At 61.8% G+C, this 26591-nt stretch carries 20 protein-coding genes and 1 pseudogene; 17 read left to right on the plus strand and 4 right to left on the minus strand.

Annotated features, from left to right (window positions below; genetic code table 11):
• Window positions 1–6 precede the first annotated feature (6 nt).
• The 8 genes and pseudogenes from EYW47_RS25375 (at window position 7) to EYW47_RS25410 (ending at window position 9625) form a co-directional block, all read left to right on the plus strand.
• Window positions 7–714 carry a GntR family transcriptional regulator gene (locus EYW47_RS25375; RefSeq protein WP_133197593.1) on the plus strand — a complete coding sequence of 236 codons (708 nt, stop codon included), beginning with the start codon at window positions 7–9 and terminating at the stop codon, window positions 712–714.
• Window positions 715–998: 284 nt separating this feature from the next.
• On the plus strand, window positions 999–2486 hold the full coding sequence (locus tag EYW47_RS25380) for an NAD-dependent succinate-semialdehyde dehydrogenase (RefSeq protein WP_377784813.1): 1488 nt from the start codon (window positions 999–1001) through the stop codon (window positions 2484–2486).
• A gap of 56 nt (window positions 2487–2542) precedes the next feature.
• Window positions 2543–2650: pseudogene (locus EYW47_RS41410) on the plus strand (IS6 family transposase); the annotation flags it as partial.
• 187 nt (window positions 2651–2837) lie between these two features.
• Window positions 2838–3509: a cysteine hydrolase family protein gene (locus EYW47_RS25390; RefSeq protein WP_133197595.1), complete on the plus strand. Its 672-nt coding sequence runs from the start codon at window positions 2838–2840 to the stop codon at window positions 3507–3509.
• A 27-nt stretch (window positions 3510–3536) separates the two neighbouring features.
• Entirely contained in the window at window positions 3537–4904 is a 1368-nt protein-coding gene (locus tag EYW47_RS25395) for a purine-cytosine permease family protein (RefSeq protein WP_133197596.1), read from the plus strand.
• A gap of 255 nt (window positions 4905–5159) precedes the next feature.
• The gene (locus tag EYW47_RS25400) at window positions 5160–6296 is read left to right on the plus strand and encodes a porin (protein WP_133197597.1); all 1137 of its coding nucleotides are present in this window, start codon (window positions 5160–5162) and stop codon (window positions 6294–6296) included.
• 254 nt (window positions 6297–6550) lie between these two features.
• Complete coding sequence (locus EYW47_RS25405) at window positions 6551–8113, plus strand: methyl-accepting chemotaxis protein (protein WP_165976673.1); 1563 nt, start codon at window positions 6551–6553, stop codon at window positions 8111–8113.
• A 567-nt stretch (window positions 8114–8680) separates the two neighbouring features.
• Window positions 8681–9625, plus strand: a complete 945-nt coding sequence (locus tag EYW47_RS25410) for a helix-turn-helix domain-containing protein (RefSeq protein WP_133197598.1) — start codon at window positions 8681–8683, stop codon at window positions 9623–9625.
• Window positions 9626–9750: 125 nt separating this feature from the next.
• Here EYW47_RS25410 and EYW47_RS25415 read toward each other — a convergent pair whose 3' ends face one another.
• Window positions 9751–10644, minus strand: a complete 894-nt coding sequence (locus EYW47_RS25415) for a LysR family transcriptional regulator (protein ID WP_133197599.1) — start codon at window positions 10642–10644, stop codon at window positions 9751–9753.
• Between the two features lie 182 nt (window positions 10645–10826).
• On the opposite strand from EYW47_RS25415, the gene EYW47_RS25420 reads away from it, so the two are divergent.
• The 5 genes from EYW47_RS25420 to EYW47_RS25440 all read left to right on the plus strand — a co-directional run bounded on the left by EYW47_RS25420 (window position 10827) and on the right by EYW47_RS25440 (window position 18114).
• Window positions 10827–12761 (plus strand): alkyl/aryl-sulfatase, encoded by a 1935-nt coding sequence (locus tag EYW47_RS25420; protein ID WP_133197600.1) that lies wholly within the window; start codon window positions 10827–10829, stop codon window positions 12759–12761.
• Between the two features lie 25 nt (window positions 12762–12786).
• Window positions 12787–14082, plus strand: coding sequence for an MFS transporter (locus tag EYW47_RS25425; RefSeq protein WP_133197601.1), 1296 nt, complete (start codon window positions 12787–12789; stop codon window positions 14080–14082).
• Window positions 14083–14320: 238 nt separating this feature from the next.
• On the plus strand, window positions 14321–15289 hold the full coding sequence (locus EYW47_RS25430) for a DUF1254 domain-containing protein (protein WP_133197602.1): 969 nt from the start codon (window positions 14321–14323) through the stop codon (window positions 15287–15289).
• A 60-nt stretch (window positions 15290–15349) separates the two neighbouring features.
• A complete protein-coding gene (locus EYW47_RS25435; RefSeq protein WP_133197603.1) occupies window positions 15350–16825 on the plus strand; it encodes a DUF1254 domain-containing protein in 1476 nt (491 codons plus the stop codon).
• Window positions 16826–16998: 173 nt separating this feature from the next.
• A complete protein-coding gene (locus tag EYW47_RS25440; RefSeq protein ID WP_133197604.1) occupies window positions 16999–18114 on the plus strand; it encodes a porin in 1116 nt (371 codons plus the stop codon).
• A gap of 63 nt (window positions 18115–18177) precedes the next feature.
• Here the strand turns inward: EYW47_RS25440 and EYW47_RS25445 are convergent, their stop codons facing one another.
• Window positions 18178–19239 carry an MBL fold metallo-hydrolase gene (locus EYW47_RS25445; RefSeq protein ID WP_133197605.1) on the minus strand — a complete coding sequence of 354 codons (1062 nt, stop codon included), beginning with the start codon at window positions 19237–19239 and terminating at the stop codon, window positions 18178–18180.
• A gap of 289 nt (window positions 19240–19528) precedes the next feature.
• On the opposite strand from EYW47_RS25445, the gene EYW47_RS25450 reads away from it, so the two are divergent.
• Window positions 19529–19978: an acyl-CoA thioesterase gene (locus tag EYW47_RS25450; RefSeq protein WP_133197606.1), complete on the plus strand. Its 450-nt coding sequence runs from the start codon at window positions 19529–19531 to the stop codon at window positions 19976–19978.
• A 162-nt stretch (window positions 19979–20140) separates the two neighbouring features.
• Here the strand turns inward: EYW47_RS25450 and EYW47_RS25455 are convergent, their stop codons facing one another.
• Both EYW47_RS25455 and EYW47_RS25460 read right to left on the minus strand, forming a co-directional pair.
• Window positions 20141–21823, minus strand: coding sequence for a PHA/PHB synthase family protein (locus tag EYW47_RS25455; RefSeq protein ID WP_240763911.1), 1683 nt, complete (start codon window positions 21821–21823; stop codon window positions 20141–20143).
• A 14-nt stretch (window positions 21824–21837) separates the two neighbouring features.
• Window positions 21838–23415 (minus strand): class I adenylate-forming enzyme family protein, encoded by a 1578-nt coding sequence (locus tag EYW47_RS25460; RefSeq protein WP_133197608.1) that lies wholly within the window; start codon window positions 23413–23415, stop codon window positions 21838–21840.
• Between the two features lie 291 nt (window positions 23416–23706).
• Between EYW47_RS25460 and EYW47_RS25465 the strand changes: the two genes are divergently transcribed.
• The 3 genes from EYW47_RS25465 to EYW47_RS25475 are packed head-to-tail and all read left to right on the plus strand — an operon-like array spanning window position 23707 to window position 26562.
• On the plus strand, window positions 23707–24843 hold the full coding sequence (locus tag EYW47_RS25465; RefSeq protein ID WP_133197609.1) for an acyl-CoA dehydrogenase family protein: 1137 nt from the start codon (window positions 23707–23709) through the stop codon (window positions 24841–24843).
• Between the two features lie 58 nt (window positions 24844–24901).
• The gene (locus EYW47_RS25470) at window positions 24902–25357 is read left to right on the plus strand and encodes a MaoC family dehydratase (protein ID WP_133197610.1); all 456 of its coding nucleotides are present in this window, start codon (window positions 24902–24904) and stop codon (window positions 25355–25357) included.
• A 50-nt stretch (window positions 25358–25407) separates the two neighbouring features.
• A complete protein-coding gene (locus tag EYW47_RS25475; protein WP_133197611.1) occupies window positions 25408–26562 on the plus strand; it encodes an acyl-CoA dehydrogenase family protein in 1155 nt (384 codons plus the stop codon).
• Window positions 26563–26591 lie beyond the last annotated feature (29 nt).

The raw sequence follows: 26591 nt of genomic DNA on the forward strand, positions 1-26591 counted from the left end.
ACCGCCATGAGTAACGCACGTCCGTCGCTGAAGGTCCAACGCCCCACGGTCACCCTGCGGGAACTCGCGCTCGAGAAGATGCGCACGGCCATCCTGGAGGCGCATTTTCATCCGGGTGAGCGGCTGGTCGAGCGTTCTCTGTGCGAGACACTCGGCGTGAGCCGTACGGTCGTGCGCGAGGTCTTGCGGCATCTGGAAACGGAAGGGCTGGTCGACTCGCTACCGAACCAGGGGCCGATAGTTGCCGTTCTCGACTTCGAGACGGCGGCGCAGATCTACGAAATACGCGCGTTACTGGAGGGAGAGGCCGCCATGGCCTGCGCGCAGTATGCCGACGAGCGTATCGTTGCGGATCTCGCGGACCATCTCGACAAGATCGAGCACGCTTTCGAAGAAGAGGATTATCAGGCCGTGAGGGCGCTCACCTCCGCCTTCTATGAGCGCATGTTCATCGGCGGGAAAAAGCATGTGGCGTGGGAGATCGTGCAGTCATTGACCGCGCGCATCAACCGCTTGAGAGCGCTGACGATCGCTTCCGATGACCGCGGGCGCCAGGCGGTCAACGAAATGCGCCGGATTCTCTCTGACATTGAGGCTGGAAATGGGGCAGGTGCGCGCGAGGCTGCAATCGCGCATGTCGACAGAGTGGCCGAGATCGCATGGAAGCTATTGGCCCACGGGCACGAGAACGCTTTGTGGCGTCAGGCAGGGTAACGCGCTGCGCTTCATGACGCTCAAAGCCTGAGCGTCGCGTCGAAGTTGGATATTGACGTAGGCGATGTCATTAGTCATGCGAATTAGAAACTACATCAAGCATAAGCTGGAGAGGAAAGCGTGAGGCGCAGTAACTTCAAGAGAAAACTGGTTTGCGCGCTTTTGCGGAGTTCGCTCATTGCTGCGAATGCCTGCGCACGGTCCTCGGTCACCCATTACGCGGTGATCGATCAGCGTTGAATGGACTTTCGTCTGACGCCTTACGGCCCTGCTCCGGCCGGGCGATGCATTTTCCCCCTCAAGGAACAATCGTGGAATTGAAAACCCTATTGAAGGACGTGGCGCTCCTGCGCCATCAGGCATATATCGATGGGCAATGGTGCCCGGCCGACTCGGGCGCGAGTTTCGACGTGTTCGACCCGGCAACGGGCGCAACGCTTGGCAGCGTTCCTTTGATGGGAGAGGCCGAAACATCGCGAGCGATCGACGCCGCGAATTCCGCGTGGCCCGAGTGGCGGGCCCGGACGGCGAAGGAGCGTGCGCTCGTCCTGCGCCGCTGGTATGAACTCATGATCGAAAACGCCGACGACCTTGCGCTGATCCTCACTGCCGAACAGGGCAAGCCGCTTGCCGAAGCAAAAGGCGAGATCGCTTATGGTGCGTCGTTCATCGAATGGTTTGCCGAAGAGGGCAAGCGCGTGGCGGGCGATACGCTCGCCACGCCGGCATCGGACAAGCGCCTCGTGGTGATCAAGGAACCCGTGGGCGTTTGCGCCGCGATCACGCCCTGGAATTTCCCCAACGCGATGATTACACGCAAGGTGGGGCCGGCGCTCGCGGCAGGCTGTCCAATCGTCGTGAAGCCGGCCGAAGCCACGCCGTTTTCCGCACTCGCACTGGCGGTTCTTGCCGAGCGCGCAGGTGTGCCAAAGGGCGTGCTCAACATCGTCACCGGCGAGCCGAAGGCGATCGGGTATGCCATGACGAGCAGCCCCGTCGTCCGCAAGCTTTCGTTCACCGGATCGACAGCGGTGGGCAGGTTGCTGATGGCGCAAAGCGCGCCCACGGTGAAGAAAGTGACGCTCGAACTCGGCGGTAACGCGCCCTTCATCGTGTTCGACGATGCCGATCTCGACGCGGCAGTGGAAGGTGCGATCGCTTCGAAGTATCGCAATAACGGGCAGACGTGTGTCTGCACCAATCGTTTCTATGTTCATGACCGGGTTTATGACGCGTTCGCCGCGAAGCTGGCAACGGCTGTGAAGGGGCTGAAGGTTGGTCACGGAACAGAAGCTGGCGTGACACTGGGTCCGCTCATCAATGATGCAGCAGTCAGCAAGGTCGAAGCACACATTTCGGACGCGCTGGAGAAAGGCGCGACGCTCGCCGCTGGTGGAAAGCGGCACGCGCTCGGGCATGGCTTTTTCGAACCCACGGTTCTCGTGAATACCACCGCGCAAATGGACATTGCGAGAGAGGAAACGTTCGGACCTCTCGCACCGCTGTTTCGCTTCTCGAGCGACGACGAGGTGGTGAAGCTCGCCAACGACACGGAGTTCGGACTTGCCGCTTACTTTTACAGCCGCGATATTGGGCGCGTCTGGCGGGTGGCCGAGCAGCTTGAATACGGCATGGTTGGCATCAATACCGGCCTCATTTCGAACGAGGTCGCGCCGTTCGGTGGCGTGAAACAGTCAGGCCTTGGCCGCGAAGGTTCGCACTACGGCATTGACGACTACCTGGTCATCAAATACCTGTGCATGGCGGTTTGATGGACAGTTCAAGGCCCATCGGTAAACTCCGCGGTCCGACACGAATGGCAAATACGATGGCCAAACGCGGTGCCGAGGTGGACCATTCGACGGCGCACCGCTGGGCGATCGAGCTTGTGTCACTGCCCGAAATGGCGTTTCGCCGGCACAAGCGTCCGGTGGGACGTAACGCTTTTCACCTCGATGGCGACTCATTGCAGCGTTAGGCGGAAACCCCCATTGACGCTCCAGGGACGCGCCACTAGTATTTGATAATATGGCGTCCCGTACTATGGTATACCAAACGAAGGCAAACACCAGGCGATGCGCGGGTGATTCACTCGGCAACCTGACTAAACTGCAGGAGGCGTTATGAAGAGATCGGATAAGGCGTTTCTGCTTATCGACATGCAACAGGAAGATGGTTTCGTGCTCGACGGCTTCGATGAAACCTTGCGCAATGCTGGCGCTTTCCTTGAGTTCATCCGTGGCGAGGGAATTCCTGTTATCTACACAAAGCACATCAATAGGGCCGACGGTGTAGGGCTGGCCAATGGTGAGCCCCTTGACTCCGATGGCATCCCTCAAACTTACTGCTCCTCGACGGCGAAAGTGGAGATTTGTGACCTGATTTCGCCAAAGCAGGGCGACGTAGTCATCGAGAAGTACAGGTATAGCGGCTTCTTTGAATCCAACCTTGATTTGATCCTGCGCAGCATGGGCGTCAAGTCGCTGATTGTCGGCGGTGTTTTGACTGACGTTTGCGTGATGACGACCGTATTTGATGCGTATTTCAGAGATTATCAGGTCACCCTGATTGAAGATGTCTGTGGTGCGACTACCTCCGCGGCGCATCACTCGTCATTAATGATTATGGCTAACTGGGTGTACGATCTGCAAATATTCAAGTCGACCGAATATATGCGATATCTGCGGAATGAAGAATATAAGGCATTCAAGCATGAATTCCCGGACGAATTCGCGCATGCGCCAGAGCAGATTGTCGATGCCATTTCCAAACTTAAAAGCAAGATAAATCACTGAGTCATTCAAAAAAGATGGAGGGGAAAGATGTCAATTGAAGCGAGAAGTGTAGATTTCATACCGGAGAACGAACGGTATGGCAAGCCGAGTTCCCTGTTCTATATCTGGTTCGGCGCGAACATGAACATCACGACGATTGCCTCAGGCGTGCTGCCCGTCGTGCTGGGACTCAATCTGTTCTGGAGCTCCGTGTCGATCATCGTTGGCTCGCTGATCGGCGCGATCTTCATGGCCTCTCACTCGGCTCAGGGGCCCAAGCTCGGGATTCCCCAGATGATTCAAAGCCGTGCGCAGTTTGGAGTGATTGGCGCTGTTTTGCCGTTGCTGTTTGTCATGCTGATTTATCTTGGGTTCTTCGTCAGCAACACCCTCCTGGCTGCTCAGGCTATCGACAAAGTCAGTCCTCTGGGTCAACGGGGCAATATCTACGTCATCAGTGTGCTGTGCTTCTTGATCGCGCTTTATGGGTATAAATTGATTCACCGGGTGCAGAAGGCGCTTTCGATCATGTCGATCCTGGTGTTCCTTATCGCGACGGTCCTGGCGATTATCTTGCCTGTTCCTCCGGGGCAATGGGCGGCAACCGGGTTTTCACTGCAAAAATTTCTTGCGGCAGTCAGTATTTCGGTCACCTGGCAGCTTTCTTATGCGCCTTATGTCGCGGATTATTCGAGATATCTTCCTGGCAAGACCTCCACATCGAAAGTCTTCTGGCATAGCTACACCGGGACGGTTTTGGGCGGTGCGTGGATGATGATTCTGGGTGCGGTCCTGAGTGTGGCGATTCCACACTTTGCAGACAATGTCGGCCTGAATGTCGCTGAGCTCTTTGGGTGGGGCGCCGTGCTGCTCTATGTGTTTGTGGTTTTTGGCCAGGTGTCGATCAACGTGTTCAATCTTTATGGCGCGTTCATGTCGACAGTCACCGTTATCGAACCATTCGCAAAGATGAAGGTGACGGCCAAAGTCCGTGGATATTTCATGCTGGCAATCACCGCGATTGCAACTGTGCTCTGCACCGTCAGTCAGGATAATTTCATTACGTTCTTCCTCAATTTTATATTCTTCATGAGTTATTTCCTCATTCCGTGGACGGCCATCAATCTGGTGGACTTCTATTTCGTGAGGCACGGTGTTTATAGCGTGGAGGATATTTTTGACCTTGACGGGCGCTATGGGCGAGTCAACTGGTTCTCGTGCGTGACCTTTGTGCTGGCAATCCTGCTGGAAATTCCGTTCATGAATACCAGCCTGTACGTCGGTGCCGTCGCTGAGCGGTTGAATGGTGTCGATCTGGCGTGGCTGGTGGGCCTCGCCTTTCCCGCTGCGGCGTACTACCTGTACATGAAGTCGGGCAAACGCAATGTCCTCGAGACGCCCGTCGCGAATAGTTAGGAAGTTCGCGGGCGATCATCCCGTGAGCCGATTCGGAGGTCGATTGCGAGGGCACTTGTTCGTTGCGATCGCATCGACCAGACCTCAAACAAATAGCTTTACCCGAATTGGCCCGAAGAACATCGCTTTCAAATTAGACGCGATGCCGAGATCTGTGTAACGTCGCCGCCCCGGTCCCGGCGGGCCGTTATAAGGGGATTTCATTTTTCGTCGCAGCATGATTTTTGAAAAATATAAATCAAGAGGAGATGTGGATTGAACACGTTTATTCGTACTGCTATATTTTCGGCGGTTTGCCTCGGCAGCAATGCGCATGCCCAAAGCTCTGTCATGCTCTATGGCGTGCTCGATGACGGCTTGAATTTTACAAGTAACGCCGGGGGGCATCGAGGTTATGCGATGGTAAGCGGCGACACGGCGGAAACCAGCTTCGGCCTGAAAGGCGCTGAAGATTTGGGCGGTGGACTGAGCGCGATTTTCACCCTCGAAAGTGGCGTTAATCAGAACAGTGGACAACTCAACGAAGGTGGGCGGTTGTTCGGCCGGCAGGCCTTTGTTGGATTGTCGTCGGCGACAGCGGGTACGCTGACGCTAGGCCGACAGTACGATGCAACGATCGACACGTGGAGTCCGTTCACGGCCGCGGGAAATTCGATCGGTGATCTGGCGGCCCATCCGTTCGATAACGACAACGCGGATTACGATTTCAGGCTTGGCAACGCGATCAAGTACGCCTCACCAACGTTCTATGGATTTCAAGTCGAAGGGGTGTACGGCTTCAGCAACACGACGAATTTTTCGGAGAATCGCGCATACAGTGCAGGGCTGACTTACAGCGCAGGTCCCCTGGCGCTTGCTGCCGCATATATGCGCCTGAACGGAAGCGGTACCACAACAGCCGGTGCGGTGACCTCCGACTCTGTTTTCGAGTCGCCGAAGCAGCAAAACATCGATGCCGGCGTGAAATGGACTTTCTCGGAGAACGCGAATGTTGCGCTGGCATATTCACACGTTGACGTCAGTTCGCCGACGGCGAATGGTTACGCTCCGAATATCGGTACTCAAGCATGGGCGTCGTGGAAGTTCGATAATATCGAAATTAATGGGCAGTACTACCTCACACCAGCGCTGTCCCTTACCGGAGCGTATACGTTCACGCACGGCCGACTCGAATCCGAGGCCGGAAGCGATAGCCCGAACTGGCATCAGGTTGCGCTCATGCTGAACTACAGTATCAGCAAACGTACGTCCGTCTATCTTCAGGGCGCATGGCAGCACACGAACGCGAAGACGGGAACCGACCTCGATGGCGCACAGATCATCGGTTCGAGTGGCATCTCTTCGTCGGGGAACCAGTTTGTGGCTCGCGTCGCGATGTCGCAAAAGTTCTGAAATCGTAGGCGATTGCCCGGTTCACGGCGTCGATCGGCGAGGCGTCATAGTTGTGCGCAGAAAGCTCCGCCGCCGTGCGGAGATTCTGCGCCTTCGCTGCTCTCGGACCCGGTCTGATTGGCATTGAGACCTGTCACCGTTCCCGCGACTGGGCGCGAGAGTGGCGGCCATCTGCAGCGATTAGAAACGTATCAGGGATACAAGCGGGTCATGGATATTGGCGCAGGCGATGTCTGGTTTTTCGAGAAAACTCAATGCAGATTAAAAATTCGTCTATTGGGAAAAAGCTCACGTTCGCATTTTGCTGCGTGATCGTGGTTTTTTTATTGGACTCGATCGTCTGTTTCTATGCTTTGCATGCCATTGCGAGCAAAACTCAGGAGACGAGACGCTCGGAAAGCAATCTCCTGGCCTTGCGCGACGCTAACACCGACTACCTGAATATCATTTGGGCGATGTTGGCTTATAACCTCAACGGGGAGCCTGGGCATCTCGAATGGAAGAACGACCATATCGATGACTTCAAGAGGAGTCTCGCGAAGGTGGAGCTTTCGAATGTGATTGCGGAAACCGAGAAAAAGGAGGTTGGCGATGCGTTGCGGCAATATTCCATGTGGGTGAAAAATGTAGTGGAGCCGATGTTCGCACTACGTTCGAAAGTTACTTCGCGTAACGTGTCACTCGCTGAATTGCAGAAGATGCAGGAAGATCTCGGCGATTATCTTGGTACGGATAACCTGGTTGTCGCAATGGATAAGCTCGACGCCACGGAGAAGAAGCTGGTGGCCGAGCAAGTGAAAGAGGAGGAGGTGTTGCAGAACGTCATCAGCGGGAGCCTGGTGATCGCAACATTGCTTGCGATCACCGTGGCAGGCTTGCTGGGGCGTTGGCTGACCAGATCAATTCGTGTCCCGCTGGCGGAGGCCGTCGGCGCCGCGGAGGCAATTGCGCAAGGCAAGCTTAACCGCGTGATCAAGCACTCGTACAGCGACGAGACTGGCGCGTTGCTGCGTTCGCTCGAGACGATGCAGGCATCGCTCGTGAGCATTGTCAGTTCGGTCGTTTCAGGTGTTCGTGCCATCAATTTGAGTTCGGCCGAGCTTGCGATGGGCAACATTGATTTGTCGGCTCGTACTGAGCAGCAAGCCGCGTCTCTCGAAGAAACCGCGGCTAGTATGACGCAGCTGACCCAGACCGTGAAGCAGAACGCGGACAACGCGTATCAGGCAAATGAGCTGGCCACGATCGCCACCACCATGGCCGACACCGGCAACGATGCGGTTCAAATGATGGTAGCGACGATCGACAACATCAGTCACAGCTCGATGAGGATTTCCGAAATTACCAGCCTGATAGAAGGTATTGCGTTTCAGACCAATATTCTTGCGCTCAATGCCGCGGTGGAAGCTGCGCGTGCAGGCGGACAAGGGCGCGGCTTCGCCGTCGTTGCCAGTGAGGTTCGCAGTCTGGCTCAACGCTCCGCCGCCGCCGCAAAGGAAATCAATGGCCTGATTGGTTCGTCCGTGGCGATGATTCAGGAGGGCTCGAAGCAAGCCGTGGAAGTCGGAGCCACGATGGAACAGGTCAAGCAAGCGATCAAACAGGTTTCGGATATTGTGGCCGAAATCGCCGCGGCGTCCGTGGAGCAAAGCCGGGGTATTGAACAAGTCAATCAGGCCGTCAACCAGATGGATAAAGTGACGCAGCAGAACGCCGCCCTGGTGGAGCAGGCCGCTGCTGCGGCTCAGTCGCTTGAGAGTCAGGCGACAAAGTTGGAGAGTGCGGTATCGGTATTCAATGTTGGAGGCGCGGGATAATCCGCGTCCAGCGAGGTTACCTCCTGCCATTGGCGCTACAACGTCAACTTTCACGATGGTCTCCTGAGCGTTGCAAGCCGTGGCTCCTGGCAGCGAGAGTGCACTCAGCGCAACCGATGACCGCCAGACGAAAATGCACGAATTCATGGCAATTCCCAAAAGAAGATTATGATGTAGTGCTACATATAACAATTACTCAACCAATTACAAAATCCGCCAATCACCGATGCCTGGCTCCGCCATAAGTCATCATTCAGCATACTGATCATATGGTCGATGTCCGCATGCGAACGATTGACCCGGAAAAGACCGCGCCATGGGCCGCTTTTCGCGAGCGAAGCTCGAATCAAATTGATTGATGCGGTTAGTTATGTTGAAGCATGGGTGCCACGCCAGTACGGCGATCATTGTGCGAATGAAGCCTCCCGAACCTCCGCGCAGGACATGCGTCGTCGTCCTGTGTGAGACATCTCCATCGCCTGTTTTATCCGTAAGCTTAGCGCTGCTGGTAGACCCAGTCTGAGCGAGCCAGGCTCAGCGTTCGTTGAACCGAAAAGGTCAACCGATATGCAAGACCACGATCTGACCCAACTTCGACAAACCGAATCATTGCGATTCGGCTCCAAATACGAGCTGTCCGGTAGCCACCTGTTGGCGTCGTCCAGCAGTCTTGGTTGGGGGCCAGGCTTCACTGCCGAGCTATGCCATCACGACGAGGAACTGGATTGCCCGCCGTTTTTTCAGCCGGTCAACGAAGTCGCCATTGCGATTCGCGGCTCCGCGCTCGTGCACCGGCGAGCGTCGGGCCCGGAGCAGACATTCTCATCGAGTTCGGGAATTGCCTGCCTGTGTCCGCGCGGCGTGGACGTTCGCTACCTTCACGTAGCGAGCGGCTCGGTCGACACGCTCCACCTCTATCTGCCCACGAACCTGTTCGGTCTGCTCGAGATCGAAGACGACAGCGTCCAGGATGTCGGCTTGAATTACCTGGCAGGGGTTCGGGATCCGCTGATTACCCAGATCGGCCGGACGATTGGACAGGAGCTGACCTCCGGGACGTTGACGCGAGCGAGCAACCTCCTGGTTGAATCGCTGGGTGTGGCGCTCACGGCGCACCTTGTCGAACGCTACGCGCAGCAGGGGCAGGCGCGTAGTGCCTTGGCGAAATCTTTTCATCAGGTCCGTGGAGGTCTGGACAGCCGACGGCTGACGCGGGTCATCGAGTTCGTGCACGCTCATGTCGGTGCGAATATCTCGCTCGACGCGATGGCTCAGGAAGCGTGTCTGAGTCGCTTCCACTTCGCGCGCGCATTCCGACAGTCCACCGGACTCACCCCGCTGGCCTATGTCACGGCTGTTCGCATCGCACGCGCCAAAGAACTTCTGCAGCAGACTTCCTCGACCATTGAAGACATCGCGTTGGCGCTCAATTTCTCATGCAGCTCCAACTTCGTCCGTACCTTCAGGCGTGAAGTCGGGGTGACCCCGAGTGCCTACCGCACGCGCCGGTAGCGTTGCCACCCAATGGCGAAAGATGCAGAGATGAGGGCTGGATGCCGCGTTTCGCCCAACGGCGGTTGTAGCGCGTGTTACATGCCTTTTGGTCTAAGCTTTCGGCGCCAAGCCGCTCCCTGACCTTACGCGTTCGCTGCTTCGACGGCCGCCATCGCGCGCAGTGCTGAAGGCGAGGGCGTGTGCTGCGTAAGATTGACGATGGCGAACTGCGTGGAAAGCTTGAATAGCTCCGGCACCTCCAGCTGAACGAGGCCACCCGATTCAATCGCGGCGGCGAGCGCCTGCACGGGCGCGAGAAGCACCAGGTCGGAGCTGGCGGTCAGGCGTGCGAGCGCATGGAAGTCATTGCTGACCGTCTGGAAGTTCGGCGTCTCGCCGGGCAGGCAGCCCAGTGCTTCCCGTATTCGCGCGCGCGCAATCTCCGGGGCGGAAACCGATGCGAGCGCTGCCTGGCGCAGACGTTCCACCGTAATCGGCTCGGCGAGGAGAGGATGTCCCGGGCGTACGAACCAGCCGGCCGGCGCCACAGGCAGACGCTGGACCTTCAATTCCGCCATAAGCGGGACATAGCGTTGCTCGACCACGACGAAATCGAGCTGCTCGGCGCGCAATTTATCGAGCAGAAACCGTCCATCGTTGACCTCCGCTTCGACGCGCAGATGAGGCCAGTCGCGGTTCAATGAGCAGAGCACCTCGGCCAGCATGCAGGCGGCCGGCAGCGAGCCCAGCCCGAACTGCACGCTCCCCATTTCATGCTGCTGCATGAGCACGAGATCGCGCGAAAGCCGGTGCGTTTCGAACAGAATGCGCCGCGCGCGTTCCGCCACCAATTGCCCTGCCGCATTGAGCGTCACGCCGCGCGCGCCGCGCTCGCACAGGGGAAACCCTGCCTCCTCCTCCAGTGCCTGAATGCTGCGCGTGAGCGCGGGCTGCGAGAGATGGACGCGCCGCGCCGCGGCGGCCAGCGAGCCCGCTTCGGCAACGGCAAGCAGATGTTCGAGGCGCTTGAGGTTCAAGGTATGTGTGAAATGCAGAGATAGGATAAAAAACTTGCAATTGAATTATATATTGCGGCGGGATTAAATAGGACACCCAAACCGGCCTCCGAGGAGGCCAATCATGCTCCCGGCCTCGCCATTGCGAACGCCGGCAGCGCCGCGCAATCGACCGATCGCCGTCACGCAATCCGGATAACTCCATGTCGCCTGTCGAATCATCACCCGTTACCGCGCCCCACGGCGAGCCTCGTTTCGCCACCGCCGCGACCATTGCCGCTCACGAGAAGGCGTTGCGCGAATTGCCGCCCGAGGATCACCTGGACGAAGAGGAGGCGCGCCGCGGCTTCATCGGCACGATTCCCGATGCCGAAGTGCGCGATGCCTATGGGCGCCTCGTGTGGAGCCTTGCCGACTATGGCTTTCTCGGGTCGCCGCAAGCGCCGGTGACCGCGCATCCCGCGCTGTGGCGTCAGGCCCGGCTGAACGCGGTCCATGGCCTCTTCAAGGTGACCGAGCGCATCTATCAGGTACGCGGCTTCGACCTCGCGAACATTACGATCATCGAGGGCGACACAGGCCTCATCATCATCGATCCGCTTTCGACGCAGGAGACCGCACGGGCGTCGCTCGACCTGTACCTCGCGCACCGTCCGGCGAAGCCAGTCGTGGCCGTGATCTACAGCCACAGCCACCTCGATCACTTCGGCGGCGTGAAGGGTGTCGTCAGCGAAGCCGACGTCCGTGCAGGCAAGGTCGCCGTGATCGCGCCCAACGGCTTCATGGAGGAAGCCGTTGCCGAAAACGTGCTCGCCGGCACCACGATCGCACGCCGCGGGCAGTTCCAGTTCGGCCATACGCTCGCGCGCAATGCCTGCTGCCAGATCGACTCCGGGCTCGGCAAGAATATTCCGCGCGGCACGCTCACGCTCATCGAACCCACCCAGCTGATTTGTGAGGAAAGCGAAACACATGTGATCGACGGCGTCGAGATCGTTTTCCAGCTGACGCCGGACAGCGAAGCGCCTGCCGAGATGCATTTCTTTTTCCCGCAACTGCGCGCGCTCAATCTCGCGGAGAACGGCACGCGCACGCTGCACAATCTCTGTCCGCTGCGCGGCGCGCAGGTGCGCAATGCCCTGTTGTGGTCGCGCTATCTCTCGCGCTCGCTCGAACGCTATGCGCCGCATGCCGACGTGGTCTTCGCGCAGCATCATTGGCCGACATGGGGCAGCGAGCGCATCGTGGGCTTTCTCGAACAGCAGCGCGATCTGTACAAGTTCCTCCACGATCAGACCGTGCGCATGATGAATCACGGCATGACCGCGCTCGAGATCGCGGAATGCATGACGTTGCCGGAGAGCCTCGCGGCGCAGTGGCATGCACGCGGCTATTACGGCACCGTTTCGCACAACGTGAAGGCCATCTATCAGCATTACCTGAGCTGGTACGACGGCAACCCGAGCAATCTGCATGCATTGCCGCCGGAGCAGGCGGGCGGGCGTTACGTCGAGTACATGGGCGGCGCCGAGGCGCTGCTCGAGCGCGCACGGCGGGATTTCGAGCGGGGCGAGTACCGCTGGGTCGCGCAGGTCATGAATCATCTGGTTTTCGCCCAGCCGGCGCACCGGCAAGCGCGCGAGCTTGGGGCCGCGGCGCTCGAGCAGATGGGGTTCCAGAGCGAGTCCGCGACGTGGCGCAACGCATTCCTGCTGGGCGCGCGCGAGCTGCGCGAGGGCATCGGCGAAGGCAACGCGTTCGGCAAGCGCAGCGCCGACATGGTGTGCGCAATGAGCGACCAGATGTTCTTCGACTACCTCGCGGTGCGCGTCGACGGGCTCAAGGCCCAGGCGCTCGAGGTGCGGCTCGACTGGCAGTTCGCGGATACGGGCAGCCGCTATGCGCTGAACCTGCAGCACGGCGCGCTCACGAGCTGGCCTGGCGTGCATCGCGAGGCGCCTCATGTCACGGTCGTCATGACCCGCGCCACGCTCAATCGCATTCTGATGGGCGAGACCGGTTTCGCCGATGCCATCGCGCAAGGAGCAATCCGCGTCGAAGGCGAACCGCAGCGGTTCAAGGCGCTGCTCGGCACGATGGACACCTTCACCGGTCACTTCAATGTCGTGGAGCCCTGAGCCCAACCGCTCGACGAGGAACAACATGGACACGCAATTCGATCCCCGCTCGGCATGGCGCGTAGCGCTCCTGTTGCTCGTTTTCATGATGATCAACTTTGTCGACAAGATCGTTGTCGGCATGCTGGCCGTGCCCATCATGAACGAGCTGAAAATTACGCCGGCCCAGTTCGGCGTGATCGGCAGCAGCTTCTTCTGGCTGTTCTCGCTGGGCGGGATCGCGGGCGGGTTTCTCGCGAACCGGATCGCCGCGCGCTGGGTGCTGCTTGCCATGGCGATCGCCTGGGCGGCTTGCCAGATTCCGCTCGCGTTCTCGGCATCGGTGGCCGTGTTCGTGACGGCGCGCATGGTGCTGGGATTGACCGAAGGACCGGCTTATCCCGTGGCGATCCATGCGGCCTACAAGTGGTTTCCGCCCGCGAAGCGGATCCTGCCCGTGTCGCTGTTCGGCGCCGGCGCGGCGTTCGGGCTGCTGCTCGCCGGCGTGGGCGTGCCGCTCATTTCGCAGCATTGGGGATGGCGCGCCAATTTCTCGTTGCTCTTCGTCTCGGGTCTCGTCTGGGCTGCTGTCTGGCTCAAGTTCGGCAAGGAGGGGGCGATCGACGACGCGCCGGCCGCCGGTGCGGTGCGCGAGCGCGTGCCATACCGCGTGCTGCTCACGGACCCGACCGTGCTCGCGAGCATGCTGATGCTGTTCGTCTCGTACTGGGCGATCGTGCTCATCTTCACGTGGCTGCCGGCTTATTTCCAGCTGGGTCTCGGCTATGACGCGGCTACTGCCGGACGGCTCTTCGCACTCGCCATTGCGATTGGCATTCCCGCCTCGCTCACCGTGTCGTTTGCCGTGCAACGGCTGATGGCGCGGGGCATCTCCTCGCGTGCGGCGCGCGGCTGGTCGGCCGCTGCGTGCCAGGTGGTGGGCGGCGTCATGTTCATGTGCCTCGTCGTACCGGGGCTCACGCTCGTCGCTCGGGAAGCGGCAATCGTCTGCGTGATCGCATTCGGTGCGTTCAGCTACACGATGTCTCCCGCGATTCTCGATGAGGTGACACCGGGCGCCCAGCGAGGGGCCATGCTCGCGATCGCCAATTCCGTGGCTTCCATCGCGGGCATCGTTGCGCCCATTCTCACCGGCAGGCTCGTTGGCGTGGGCCACGGCGCGAGCGGCTACGAGCAGGGTTTCCTCCTGTGCGGCGCGCTGCTCGTGGCGGGCAGCGTCGTGGGCGCCATCTTCGTCAACCCGGCGCGCACGCTCGAGCGCTTGCGCGGCAGTGCGCGGGCCGGGTCCGGGCGCGCGAGGCTCTCTGGCGAACAAGCGTAGGGCGGCCGATGCGGCCGGATTCGTCCAGATTCGTCCAAAAGGGAGGGGGAAGGACACCCGCGCGGCGGCTAGACTCTCCAGCGAATCGCCCTGTATGGGCAGCCAGATCAGGGAAATCCCGGGAGCAAATGTGAAGCCGAATTTTCGCCGGCCGTTCATTGTGAGCGTGGCGCTCACGGCGGCCGTGACTGCCGTGACTGACGCGTCGCATCCGTGCGCTGCGCAGACGCCGCCACTCATGCACCGCGCCATTCCCGTCACGGTCGACAATTTTGTGCGAGCGGAATCCGATATGTACTTCTCTGCGGTCGCGGGCCAGGGGGGATTCGGAAAGTTCGTCCACTACCGCGAGCTCATGCCGATCGACAAGCAGGCTGTTGTGCGTGCCAACCGCGATACTTTGTATTCGGTGGGAGTCTTCGATCTCGACGCTGGCCCGGTGAACGTCACGCTGCCGAATGCGGGGGGACGCTTCCGCTCGATTACCGCCATCAGCGAGGACGAATATGTGCCGTTTGTTGCCTATGGCGACGGCCCCTACACATTCACGCGCGAACAGATCGGCACGCGTTACGTGATGATCGGCGTGCGCACGCTGGCCAATGTGAAAGACCCGGGCGACATGCAAGCGGCGCACATCCTGCAGGACGGCATGAAATGGCAGCAGGCCTCGCCCGGACGCTTCGAGCTTCCGGACTGGGACAAGGTCAGCCAAAAGCACGTGCGCGATGCGCTGATCGAACTGGGCAAGACACTTCCCGACCTGAACGGCGCGTTCGGCATGCCGGACACGGTGTCGCCCATACGCCACCTGATCGGCGCGGCCATCGCGATGGGGGGCAATCCGCAAAAGGATGCGATCTACCTGAACGTCACTCCGCGCCACAACGACGGTCGCACGGTGTATCGCCTGAGGGTGGCGAGCGTGCCGGCGGACGGGTTCTGGTCGATCAGCGTCTACAACGAACAGGGCTATTTCGAGCCCAACCCGCTCGGGGCGTACACCCTCAACAATATCGTCGCGAGAAAAGATGCCGATGGCGCGGTATCCGTCCAGTTCGGCGGCTGCGATGGCTCGGTTCCGAACTGCCTGCCGATTACGCCCAACTGGAACTACATGGTTCGCCTGTACCGTCCGCATGCTGAAGTACTCGACGGCCGCTGGACCTTTCCCGAGGCTCATGCAGTGAGCGAGGCGGCCCGTTGAACCGGTGCCCGACGCGGTTACCGCATTTTGACGTTGGTTCGATCTAATATCGGAGACTTCATGTATTCCCTGCCTGGAACCAGAAGTTCGCGGCTTTCCAGTCTGCTCGGCGTGGCTGCCGCCTTGTGTTTTCAGACCGTCGTCGCCCAGGAGGCGGCAGCACCGGGATCCACCGTGGCTGCCGCTCCGGCATCGACGCACGCGTTGCCAGGCACTGCGTACGAAGCTGCGGTCTGGGGCATGCCGATAGTCAGCGTCGACGCCATGCGCGAGGCTTTCTTTCGCGATGCAGGCGCACGCTATGACGATGTCGTCTATTGGAGCCGTCCCGCGGACTGGAAGAACCAGACCACCACGCCCAACTCCTCGGTGCTTTACGTCTACTTCAACTACAACCTGAAGGACGGTCCGGTGGTCGTGGATGTTCCCGCAGAAAACGATGTCGCTGTGTTTGGCAGCTTGCTGGACGCATGGCAGGTGCCGCTCGCGGATGTGGGACACGAGGGTTCGGACGAGGGCAAGGGCGGGCGATACCTCTTGCTGCCACCCGGGTTCAAGGGGCAAACACCGGCAGGCTTCATACCCGTGCAGTCGAGGACCAACAACGGGTACTCGCTCATCCGCGTAACGCCGCGGACACAGTCGCGGCACGATCTCGACAAGGCAAACGCATGGATCCGCACGCTTCGCGTGACGCCGCTGCACAGCGCGTCCGACGGCGCGCCGCAGCGCTTCGTCAACATGGACGGCAAGCTATTCGACGGCATCGTCCGCTTCGATGACACCTATTTCGCCCGTCTGTCGCGCATGGTGAGCGAGGAGCCGCCTTTGCCGGGTGACGCGGATGCCTACGCGAGTTTGCGCGCGCTCGGTATCGAGCCGGGCAAGCCCTTCGCTCCGGACCTTTCCACGCGCACACTGCTGCGCAACGCTGCGCAGGCGGCACACGCAAGCTTTCGCCAAACGCTGCTTGCCGGGCAGCAGAGATGGTGGCCGGATTCGCAGTGGGGCACCAGCGCGTCGGTCAGGATGGGCGTGAAGACCCACTTCACCTTCGGCGAAGGGCAGCACCTCGACACCGACATGCGCGCAGCGGTCTATTTCCTTGCGTATGCGCCGCCGCTCAAACTGGGCAAGGCGAGTTTCTACCTGACGAGCTGGCGTGACGAGCACGGCCGGATATTCGACGGATCGCGCCACTACCGTTTGCATGTGCCGCCGAATGTGCCCGCGCGCGAATTCTGGGCCGTCGATGTCTACGACAGCGAGACCTGCGGCTTCATACGCAGGGCGCCGCGCGTGGGCGCAGATTCGTACGACAACGCGCTTCGGCGCAATGCGGACGGGTCAGTCGATCTCGACTTCGGGCCACAACCGCCGGCAGGCAACGCCGCGAACTGGATCTACACGCAGCCGGGCAAAGCGTGGTTCGCCGCGTTCCGCTTCTATGGCCCGGAACCGGCGGTGTTCGACAAATCGTGGACACTGCCCGACATCGTGCGGCAGTCGGCCCGAGGCGGCGCCCAGGAGCCGTGAATGGAGCCGTACGCTCCGTCGCGCCCGCGCGGGGCGGAGTTGCTGGCCAGTCGTTGAATCGCCGTTGTTGAAACGACAAGAACAAGACCATCGAATCCCGAGACTGGAGCCGCACCGTCGAGTGCACCCAGGGGACATCGTGGCCAAGACGAGACGTATCTGGAGGAGTTAGCATGTGTTTCAACAGGCAGGCCCTTGGCGCGGCAGTGATGATGCTGGCCGTGCAGGGCGCATGGGCGCAATCGTCGGTAACGCTTTACGGCACGGTCGACAGCTTCGTGCAATACCTGGGCAACGGGTCGACGCACTCGTTTTCCGAGCGTAGCGGTGGCGACAGCGGGTCGAGCCTCGGCATCAGAGGCACGGAAGATCTCGGCGGCGGCCTCAAGGCAAAGTTTGTGCTGGAGAGCGGTTACAACACGAATAACGGCGCATTCTTCGTCGACAGTTCGACGCTGTTCTATCGTCAGGCGTGGGTGGGGCTGTCGCACGAAAACTATGGATCACTAACGTTCGGGCGGCAGTATCAACCGACGTTCTGGGCCATCTACTTCACGGACCCGTTCCGTGGCGACGAAGTCCTTTCGCCGGTGGGGGCCGCCGCGGTTGCCGTCGATCGCAATACGCTTGCCACGCAAGCGACCTCCGGGCGCACGAGCAATTCGATCGAATATCAGTCGCCGGTCGTGGGTGGGTTCAAGCTCTATACGATGTACGCGTTTTCTTCGAGCGTGACGCAGCCGGTTCCCCAGACTATCGGCAATCTGTTCGATGTCGCCGTTTCGTGGAGCGGTTATGGGCTGTATGCGGGGCTGGCTTATCAGAACCAGCACGCGGGATCGGAGAGTCTGCCGGGACTGCCCGCCGCGCTGAACCTGCTCGGCACCGAACGCTACACGGCCGCGCTCGCGTACCGCATCGGCATCGTGAACCTGCAGGCCAACTACACGTACAACCGCTCGAACGATGCGCCTGCCGGTTCGATGGCCGCCCGGTTGAATGCCGCGCACTCCTACAGTTTTGCGGAGGTGGGCGCGAGCATTCAGGCGACGTCGGCGGATACCATCGAAATTGCAGGCATCGAGCGCGACGCGCGCGGCGTGCACGACAACGCCTGGGGTGTCGAGCTCGGCATCGATCACAACCTCTCCAAGCGCACCCAGATTTACGCACGCGCGGGCTACATCAAGAACCACGGCACCTCGATGATGAGCTGGCCGGCCGTGACGGTGACGGAACCCGAATCGTCGCAGCGCCTCGTTGCGCTGGGCCTGCTGCACCGGTTCTGACGGGCTGTGGGACGCTGCCTCCGCCTCGCGGCCGGGGGCAGCGCTGGCCGCCCGGACTGCCCCTCAATTTGCCCGATACCAGGCGACGCCGCTGTCGTCTTCGTAACGGCGCGCCATGCCTCGATTCACCAGATAGTTCAGGTGTGCGATGCTTTCGCCGGTCGCGAGGCCGTAGGTCGACGCATCTTCCGGTGCGATCGCGCGGCCGAACAGCGTGACGAACGTGTCGATGGCGCGCTTCGGTTCCCGCAAGGTTGCGTGCAGGCGTTCGAGCGCGCGTCGCTGGCTCGTTTCCAGTCGCGTCAGGCGGGTGTGCAGCCCCGTGAACGGCTCATTATGCGCGGGCAGGACGAGCACGTCGTCGGGCACGCGCCGGCGAAGTGCGTCGAGCGAATCGAGCCAGTCGGCCATGGGGTCCGCGTCGGGTTCGCTCGGCAGTACGGAGATATTTGACGAGATGCGCGGCAGCACCTGATCGCCCGATATGAACAGCTTGAGCGACGGGCAGTAGAGGCAGGCGTGCTCCGGCGTATGACCCGCCCCGACGACCACTTGCCACTCGTGCTTGCCGATCGCCAGGACCTCCTCGTCGCGCATGCGCCGGTAACTCGCGGGCAGCGGCGTGAGGAGCCGGCCAAAGTTGCCGAAGCGCTTGCGGTAAGTCTCGATTGCGGCTTCGTCCCAGCCCGCGCGCCGATAGAACGCAACGGCCTCGTCCGGCGCGGCCTGGCCGCTATCGCCGGCCAGCATCCGGCACTGCAGATACTCGGTGCGCGTCATCCACAGGCGGCAGCCGTGCTCGCGCGTGAGCCAGCCGGCCATGCCGACGTGGTCGGGATGCAGATGCGTGACGATCACGCGCGCGACGCCCGCCGAGAGCGGCCCCGCGAGCAGCGCGCGCCAGTTCTCGGTAGTGTCCTCGTTGCCGAGGCCGGTATCGACGAGCGTGTGCCCTCCATGGTCCTCGATGGCCCAGACGTTGATATGCGCGAGCGACATGGGCAGGGCAAGGCGCATCCAGCGCACGCCTCGTGCGATCTCGCGTGCTTCGCCGCGCTCGGGTGGCGTACCGCAGGGATAGGTGAGGCCGTGGCCTGCTGTGTCGCGCTGATTCGCATCGTTCATCGCTGCGGGTCCCTCTGCTGGAATGGTTCAATCGTGCGCAGTCGCGCAGCTTCCTCTTGTATAACGTTTTTTCCGTGCTGTCACCCTTCGTTTGGAGGGGGCGTGCGTGACGTTGCACGACCCTGTCTTCAGGATAGGTGTCTCGATCCGGCCAGTCTGTTCCAATGGGGAGACCGTTTTTACCTTGCCCTATCCGGGAGAAAAAATACGATGAGCTATCGCGCGCCCTTCACGCCTCGCGGATCGTCCACCGGTTCGCGGGGCGTTCGATTCTACCCACTGAGCTCATATGAACAAACCCGCCGTCCTCACGCGCGATGCGTACCCGCATTTTCTTCCCATCCAGACACGGTGGATGGACAACGACGTCTATGGCCATGTGAACAACGTGGTCTATTACAGCTATTTCGACACGGTGGTGAACGAGTATTTGTTGCGCGAGCGCGTGTTCGACATCGAGCGGAGCGATTCGATCGGACTCGTGGTGCAAACGCAGTGCGACTATTTTGCTTCGGTGGCGTTCCCCGAGCGTCTCGTCGCGGGCTTGCGCGTGGCGCGCCTTGGCACGTCGAGCGTGCGCTATGAGATTGGTCTATTTGCGGAGCACAAGGGCGCGCCGGCGGCCCAGGGGCATTTCGTGCATGTATACGTCGATCGCGTCACGCGCAAGCCGAAGCCTCTTTCTGAAGCCTTGCGCGCTGCATTGCTGCCGCTTGTTCGGACTGACGAGGTGAGCTGAGACCAGGTTCAAGCCGCGCTGAGCCGGGCGCCGATTCGGGCAGTCCATTGCGTGGCTTCGATCTACTGGTCCAGATCTCAATGTTCAGGATCATTCTGTACCTGGAGCGTGTTTGAGATCCCGCGCGCCAAAAACCAGGAATCAAGATTTCAGAGCACTCGCTTAGCTTAGACGCGCCTTGACGTAGCTTCCCGGTGCCGGTTCTATGGGCTTGTGCGTCTCGTTGCCAGGCGTTTGTCGTGCGGGTACTGCCATGCCTACGTGACGCCGCAACCATGCGCTCCAGTGCGTCCACCAGCTGCCGCCGTGCGAGGAGGCGTGTGCGAGCCAATCATCGGCGCTTGAAGCCGGCTGCGTGGCGCCTGTCCAATAACTGCGCTTGTTCGCGGCCGGCGGATTGATCACACCCGCGATATGACCGCTCGCCGCAAGCACGAATTGCGTCTCGCCGCCGAGCAGCTGCGTGGCTTGCCAGGCCGCCCGCCATGGCACGAGATGATCGCGTTCGGTGCCCAGCACGTAGGCAGGCAGCTTCGCCTCGCCCAGATCGAAGCGCGTCCCGCATATTTCGAGCTTGCCCGGCTCGCGCAGCTCGTTTTGCAGGTAGCCGTGGCGCAGCAGCCAGGCGCACATCGGGCCGGGCAGGTTGGTCGCGTCGCTGTTCCAGTAGAGGAGATCGAAGGCCTCGGGCCGCTGCCCCTTGAGATAGTTGCCGACGACGTAGGGCCACAGTAACTCGTTCGCGCGCAGGGACTGGAAGAGCAGCGCGAACACCTTGCCGCTCACGAGGCCGCCATCAGCGAACGTTCTTTCGGTTTCCTGAACGCTGTGCGCGTCCACGAACGTGCCCAGTTCGCCCGGCTCCGCGAAGTCGAGCAGGGTGGTGAGCAGCGTCATGCTCGCGGCAGGCTGGGTGCCGCGCGCGCCGAGCACCGCGAGAGCGCTGGCGAGCATCGTTCCGCCGATGCACCAGCCGAGCGCATTGAGCTTGTCCGCGCCGCTGATGGCAAGCGCGACGTCGATGGCCCGCATCACGCCCTGCTCGAGATAGTCGTCCCACGTGGCCTGTTGCAGTTCGTTGCGTGGGTTGCGCCACGACACCACGAACACCGTGTAGCCTTCTTCCAGCGCGAAACGCACGAAGGAGTTATGCGGCTGGAGATCGAGGATGTAGAACTTGTTCACGCACGGCGGCACCACGAGGAGCGGGCGCAGCGCGACCTGCGGCGTGAGCGGTGCGTACTGGATCAGCTGCATCAACTCGCATTCGAACACCACGGCGCCTTCGGTCGTGGCGATATTGCGCCCGACCTCGAACGCGCGCTCGTCGGTGATGGCGATCTGGCCGCGCGCCGCATCCGCGAGCCAGTGCGCGAGCCCGGCGCGCAAGCTCTCGCCGTTGGAATCCAGCGCGAGGCGCATGGCTTCGGGATTCGTTGGCAGGAAGTTGGCCGGGCTCGTCGCGTCGATGAACTGGCGCGTGAGAAAGCGCAGTTGCTCGCGGGCTTTTGGCGCGACATCGGCGGCTTCGGTCATGGCGCGCAGCATGTCGGCATTGAGCATGTACGACTGCATCAGCGCGGCGTACCACGGATGCTGATGCCATTCCTGCGCGTCGAAGCGTCGATCGGCTGGTGCGGGCCGCGCAATTTGAGGCAGGCGCCCGGCATCCCGCCCCGCGTTGCCGAACGCTTGCCACAACTGCCATTGCCGCTCCCAATACTGCTTGGCCAATTCGGCCGCGCGGGCGGCCGGATCGGCGCTTGCGTGCGTTTGTGCATGCGACTGTGCGTGCGTCTGTGCTTGTGTTTTCTGCGGGCCGGTATCCGGCTTTTTCGAACTCATATCGGGCTCCATCGTCAGGACACGCGTCGCGGCTCGTTCGTCCAGTACTTCTCGCGCACGCGCCGGCGCAGCACTTTGCCGACTGCGCTGAGCGGCAGCGTCTGGACCAGCGCCAACGTCTTGGGCGCCTTGAAGCGTCCGAGCGTTTCCTTCACGTGCTCGATCAACGTCTCGGGCTCGACCGCCTCGCCCGGCTTGAGCACGACTTCGGCGTGCACGGCCTCGCCCCATTTGTCGTGCGGCACGCCCACGACGGCCGACATCTGCACGGCTGGATGCGCGTTCAGCGACGCTTCCACCTCGACCGCATAGACGTTGAAGCCGCCCGTGATGATCACGTCCTTCTTGCGATCGACGATGAACACGTAGCCCGCGTCGTCGATATAGCCAAGGTCGCCGGACTTCCAGAAGCCATCGGCGAATTCGGCTGCCGTGCCTTCGGGATTGCCGTAGTAGCCGCCGATCGTGCCGCGCCCGCGCAGCCAGATCTCGCCGGTCGTACCGGGCGCAACGTCGTTGCCGGCGTCGTCGACGATGCGCATTTCGATGCCGATGGTGGGCCGTCCGGCCGAAGCGAGCCGCCCCGTTTCGAGCGCGCTGACATGATCGGCCGGGGTGAGCGTGCAGACGGCCTGCGCGCATTCGGTCGCGCCATAGAGCTGGAAGAAGATGTTGCCAAAGCGCACTTGCGCCTGCGCGAGCTTGGCGGGGCTCATCGGCGCCGCGCCGTAGTAGAGCGTGCGCAGGCTGGCGAGGTCGTGGCGCGTGGCTTCGGGAAGATCGAGCAGCCAGTTCACGAGGGTGGGCACCATCAGCGTGGTCGTGACCCTTTCGGCCTCGACATTGCGGCACCAGGCTTTGAGATCGGCCGCATTCTGCGTGAGCGTGCAGCCGCCGCGAAAGAGCGTGGGCAGAAACGAGAGGCCCGAACCGTGGCTCACGGGCGCGATATGCAGGTAGCGCGTGCGGCTGTTGAGCGCGATGCTCTGCTGCTCGTCGGCATACATGGTGTCGCGTGCGGCGAGCCAGTTGTCGATCGTGTACTGGGCGCACTTGCTCTTGCCCGTGGTGCCGCCCGTGAAACGGTAGATGAGGAGGTCCGCATGCGTGTCCGACTGGATGCCGGGATCGGTGTCGGGCATGCCTTCGAGCAGATCCCAAAAGCACTGCACACCTTCGTAAGGCGTCGCGGGCGCATCCATGCACACGATGATCGCGCCTTGCTCGCGCAGTATGTCGGCGTAGCGCGGGAGCAAGGACGTTTCGATGAAGACGGCCTTCGGTTTGATGAACGCCATCTGCCAGCGATGCTCGTCCAGCGCGTCGCGGATGTTGGTATGGGCAAAGGCCGCTTCGCCCTTGAAGGCCGTCCACGCGTGCAGCAGCGAAAGGTTGTCGTTTTCGAGGATGCAAAACGCCACGTCGCCGCGACGCAGGCCAAGGCGGCTCCTCATCATGTTCGCGATGCGGTTGGTCAGCCTGTGCAGCTCGCCAAACGTGTAGCGGCGCTCGCGCTCGATGTTGACGAGGGCCTCCTGATCGGCGAACTGCAGGGCGAGCTGCCCCATGATGCGGGCGAAATCCATTTTCATTGCTGTCTCCGCGGGCGTGTTCCCGTGTCTGCCGCGTGCAGTCTAGGACCGCGCGTCGATGCAATGCCCCTCTCCGGACGGGAGGGCAGTGAGGTCGGGGGCCACGGGAACGCGCGGCGCCGCACGGCGGGCCGGATTGCGGCGCCACCCTGGCGGATGCGCCGCCCCTGCAAGAAAGGGAGGGGAACGACGCACGGCGCCTCCCTAAGATGGGCTCACGTCAATGAACCTTGCATGGACAGCATGCTCTCGCCACGAGGGCGATGCGCCACCTCTGAGAGTAGAAAACGCATGGATTTCGATCTGAATTCCGAACAGCAGATGTTGCAGGACAGCGTGCGCCGGTTTGTCGAGCGGGCCTACAGCTTCGAGGCGCGCGCCGCGCTGCTCAAGCACGGCAGCAACGGCAGCGAGACGAACTGGCGGACCTTCGCGGACAACGGCTGGCTGATGGCGGCCATTCCCGAGGAGGACGGCGGTCTGGGCGGCACGGTCGTCGAAACGGCGATCATCGCGCAGGCGCTTGGACGCGCGCTGGTGGTCGAGCCCTGGCTCGGCTGCGCCGTGCTCGCCGCCCAGACGCTGGTGGCCGGGGGAACGGCCGGGCAGCGGCAACGCCTGCTGCCGCAAATGGCCGCCGGGACCGTGCGTCTCGCGCTCGCCTATAGCGAGGCCGCCTCGCGCGGCCTGCCCGAGCCGGTGTCGCTGTGTGCGCGGCGCGAAGGCAATGGCTATGTGCTCGATGGCCGCAAATCGCTCGTGCTGGGGGCCACCGGCGCCGACGCGTTCATCGTTTCGGCCCAGGTGCCGGGCGTGTCTGGCCTCACCCTGCTGCTCGTCGATGGCGGCGCGCCGGGCCTGAACCGCCAGGCGCTGCCGCTGCACGACGGCACGTGGGTCGAGGAGCTGACCTTCGAGGGCGTGTGGGTGGCGGCAGACGCGGTGCTGGGCGCGCCCGGCGCAGGCCTGCCGGCGCTGCGCGCGGGACTCGCGCACGGCACCGTGGCGCTCTGTGCGGAGTTGATCGGCGCGATGGAAAAGACCCTCGAAATGACGGCCGGCTATCTGAAGACGCGCGAGCAATTCGGAGTCCGGATCGGTTCGTTCCAGGCCTTGCAGCATCGCATGGCGGACATGGTGGCCGAACTCGAGGTTGCGCGCTCGATGCTGCACGTGGCGCTGGCGTCGCTTGCCAACGACGACGCGCAGACGCAGGTCAGGCGCCTCGCGGCCGCGAAGATGCTGATTGGCCGGGCGGCGAAGTTCGTTTGCGGCCAGGGCATCCAGTTGCATGGAGGCATCGGCATGACCGAGGAATACGCCGTGGGCCATTACTACAAGCGCGCCGTGGTGGCGGATCTGCTGCTCGGCAGCGCGGATAGCTGCGAAGCCGTATGCGCCGAGACGCTGCGGGCGACGGTTCAGTGACACGTCCTGCATACGGGGCCGCCCGACTCAAACCATCCAGCAAGAAGCGAGACAAAGCATGAAGACCTATGAAACCGTGGCCGAGCTGCAACCCCTCGTGGGGGAGGTCGTGGGCACCAGCGACTGGATTCTCATCGACCAGCCGCGCATCAACACTTTTGCCGATGCAACCGGCGACCACCAGTGGATTCACGTCGACCCGGAGCGTGCGGCAACCGGTCCGTTCGGCGCCCCGATCGCCCATGGCTTTCTGACGCTGAGCCTGCTGCCGGTCTTTTCGCAGAACGCGTTCACGATTCGCCAGTTCAAGCTCGGCGTGAACTATGGCCTGAACAAGGTGCGCTTTCTGAAGCCCGTGCCCGTGAACAGCCGCCTGCGCGCCCAGTTCAGGCTGCAGAGCTTCGAGCCGCTCGAGAACAAGGGCGCCCAGCTCACCTATGAGATGACGGTGGAGATGGAAGGCGGGGACAAGCCGGTATGCGTTGCCGAGTCCATCGTGCGCGTGTTCGACTGAATGCAGTGATCCAGGGCCTGGCCATCCAGAAGATTGAACAGAGGAAGACAATGAGCGAAACATCTACCGTACTCCTGAACGAACAGGAAGTCATGATCCGCGATGCCGCCCGCAAGGTGGCGCAGGAAGTCGTTGCCGTCACGGCCGCCGAGCGCGACCGCACGGGCGCGTGGCCGCGCGGCGAACTGGCGGCCGTGGGCGAGCTCGGGTTTCTCGGCATGCATATCCCCGAGGAATTCGGTGGTTCGGCGGCGACGTTTCCGGAATACTGCTTGGCCATCGAGGCGTTTGCCGCCGCCGATGCCGGCTTCGCGACCATCCTGCATGTCCACAACGGCCTCGCGGGCTGCGTGGCCCACGCCGGCACCGAAGCACAAAAGCGCAAGTATCTGCCGGACATGGCCTCGGGCAAGACCATCGTGGCGGGTCTGCTGACCGAACCGCAGGCCGGCTCCGACACCGCCGCATTCCGCACCACGGCGCGCCGCGAGGGCGAGCACTATGTCCTGAACGGCAGCAAGCAGTTCATCTCGAACGGCAACGAGGCGGGTGTGGGCCTGGCCATCGCAGCGGTGACCGAAACGCCGGAAGGCAGGAAGGGGCCGAGCCTCTTTATCGTCGATCCGCGTGCGCCGGGCTACAACGTCACGCGCATCGAAGAAAAGCTGGGCCAGCGTTCGGCGCATGTTGCCGCGATCCAGCTCGAAGACCACCGCGTGCCGCTGGAAAACATCATTGGCGAGGAAGGCGCAGGCTACAAGCGCGTGATGAGCATGCTCTCCGAGGGGCGTATCGGCATTGCCGCTGTGGCGTGCGGCGTCGCGCGCGCGGCGCTCGAAGCCGCGGTGCAATATGCGAAGGAGCGCGAAGCATACGGCAAACCGATCATCAACCTGCAGGGTGTGGCGTTCGATCTCGCCGACATGGCCATGCAGGTGGACGTCGCGTACCAGTACATGCTGCACGCGGCGCGCCTTCAGGCGGCCGGCGTGCAATGCGCGAAGGAGGCCTCCATCGCCAAACTGTACGCGAGCGAAATGGCGGAGAAGGTGTGCTCGGGCGCGATCCAGATTCACGGCGGTTACGGCTACCTCACCGATTTCCCGGTCGAACGCTACTACCGCGACGCGCGCGTGACGAAGATCTACGAAGGTACGAGCCACATTCAGAAGGTCATTATTTCGCGCAGTCTCGCGGGACGCTGAGCGGACGCGCGAGCCGGCCTTGACCGGCA

This window comes from Paraburkholderia silviterrae, assembly GCF_004353915.1.
Classification (GTDB): Bacteria; Pseudomonadota; Gammaproteobacteria; order Burkholderiales; family Burkholderiaceae; genus Paraburkholderia; species Paraburkholderia silviterrae.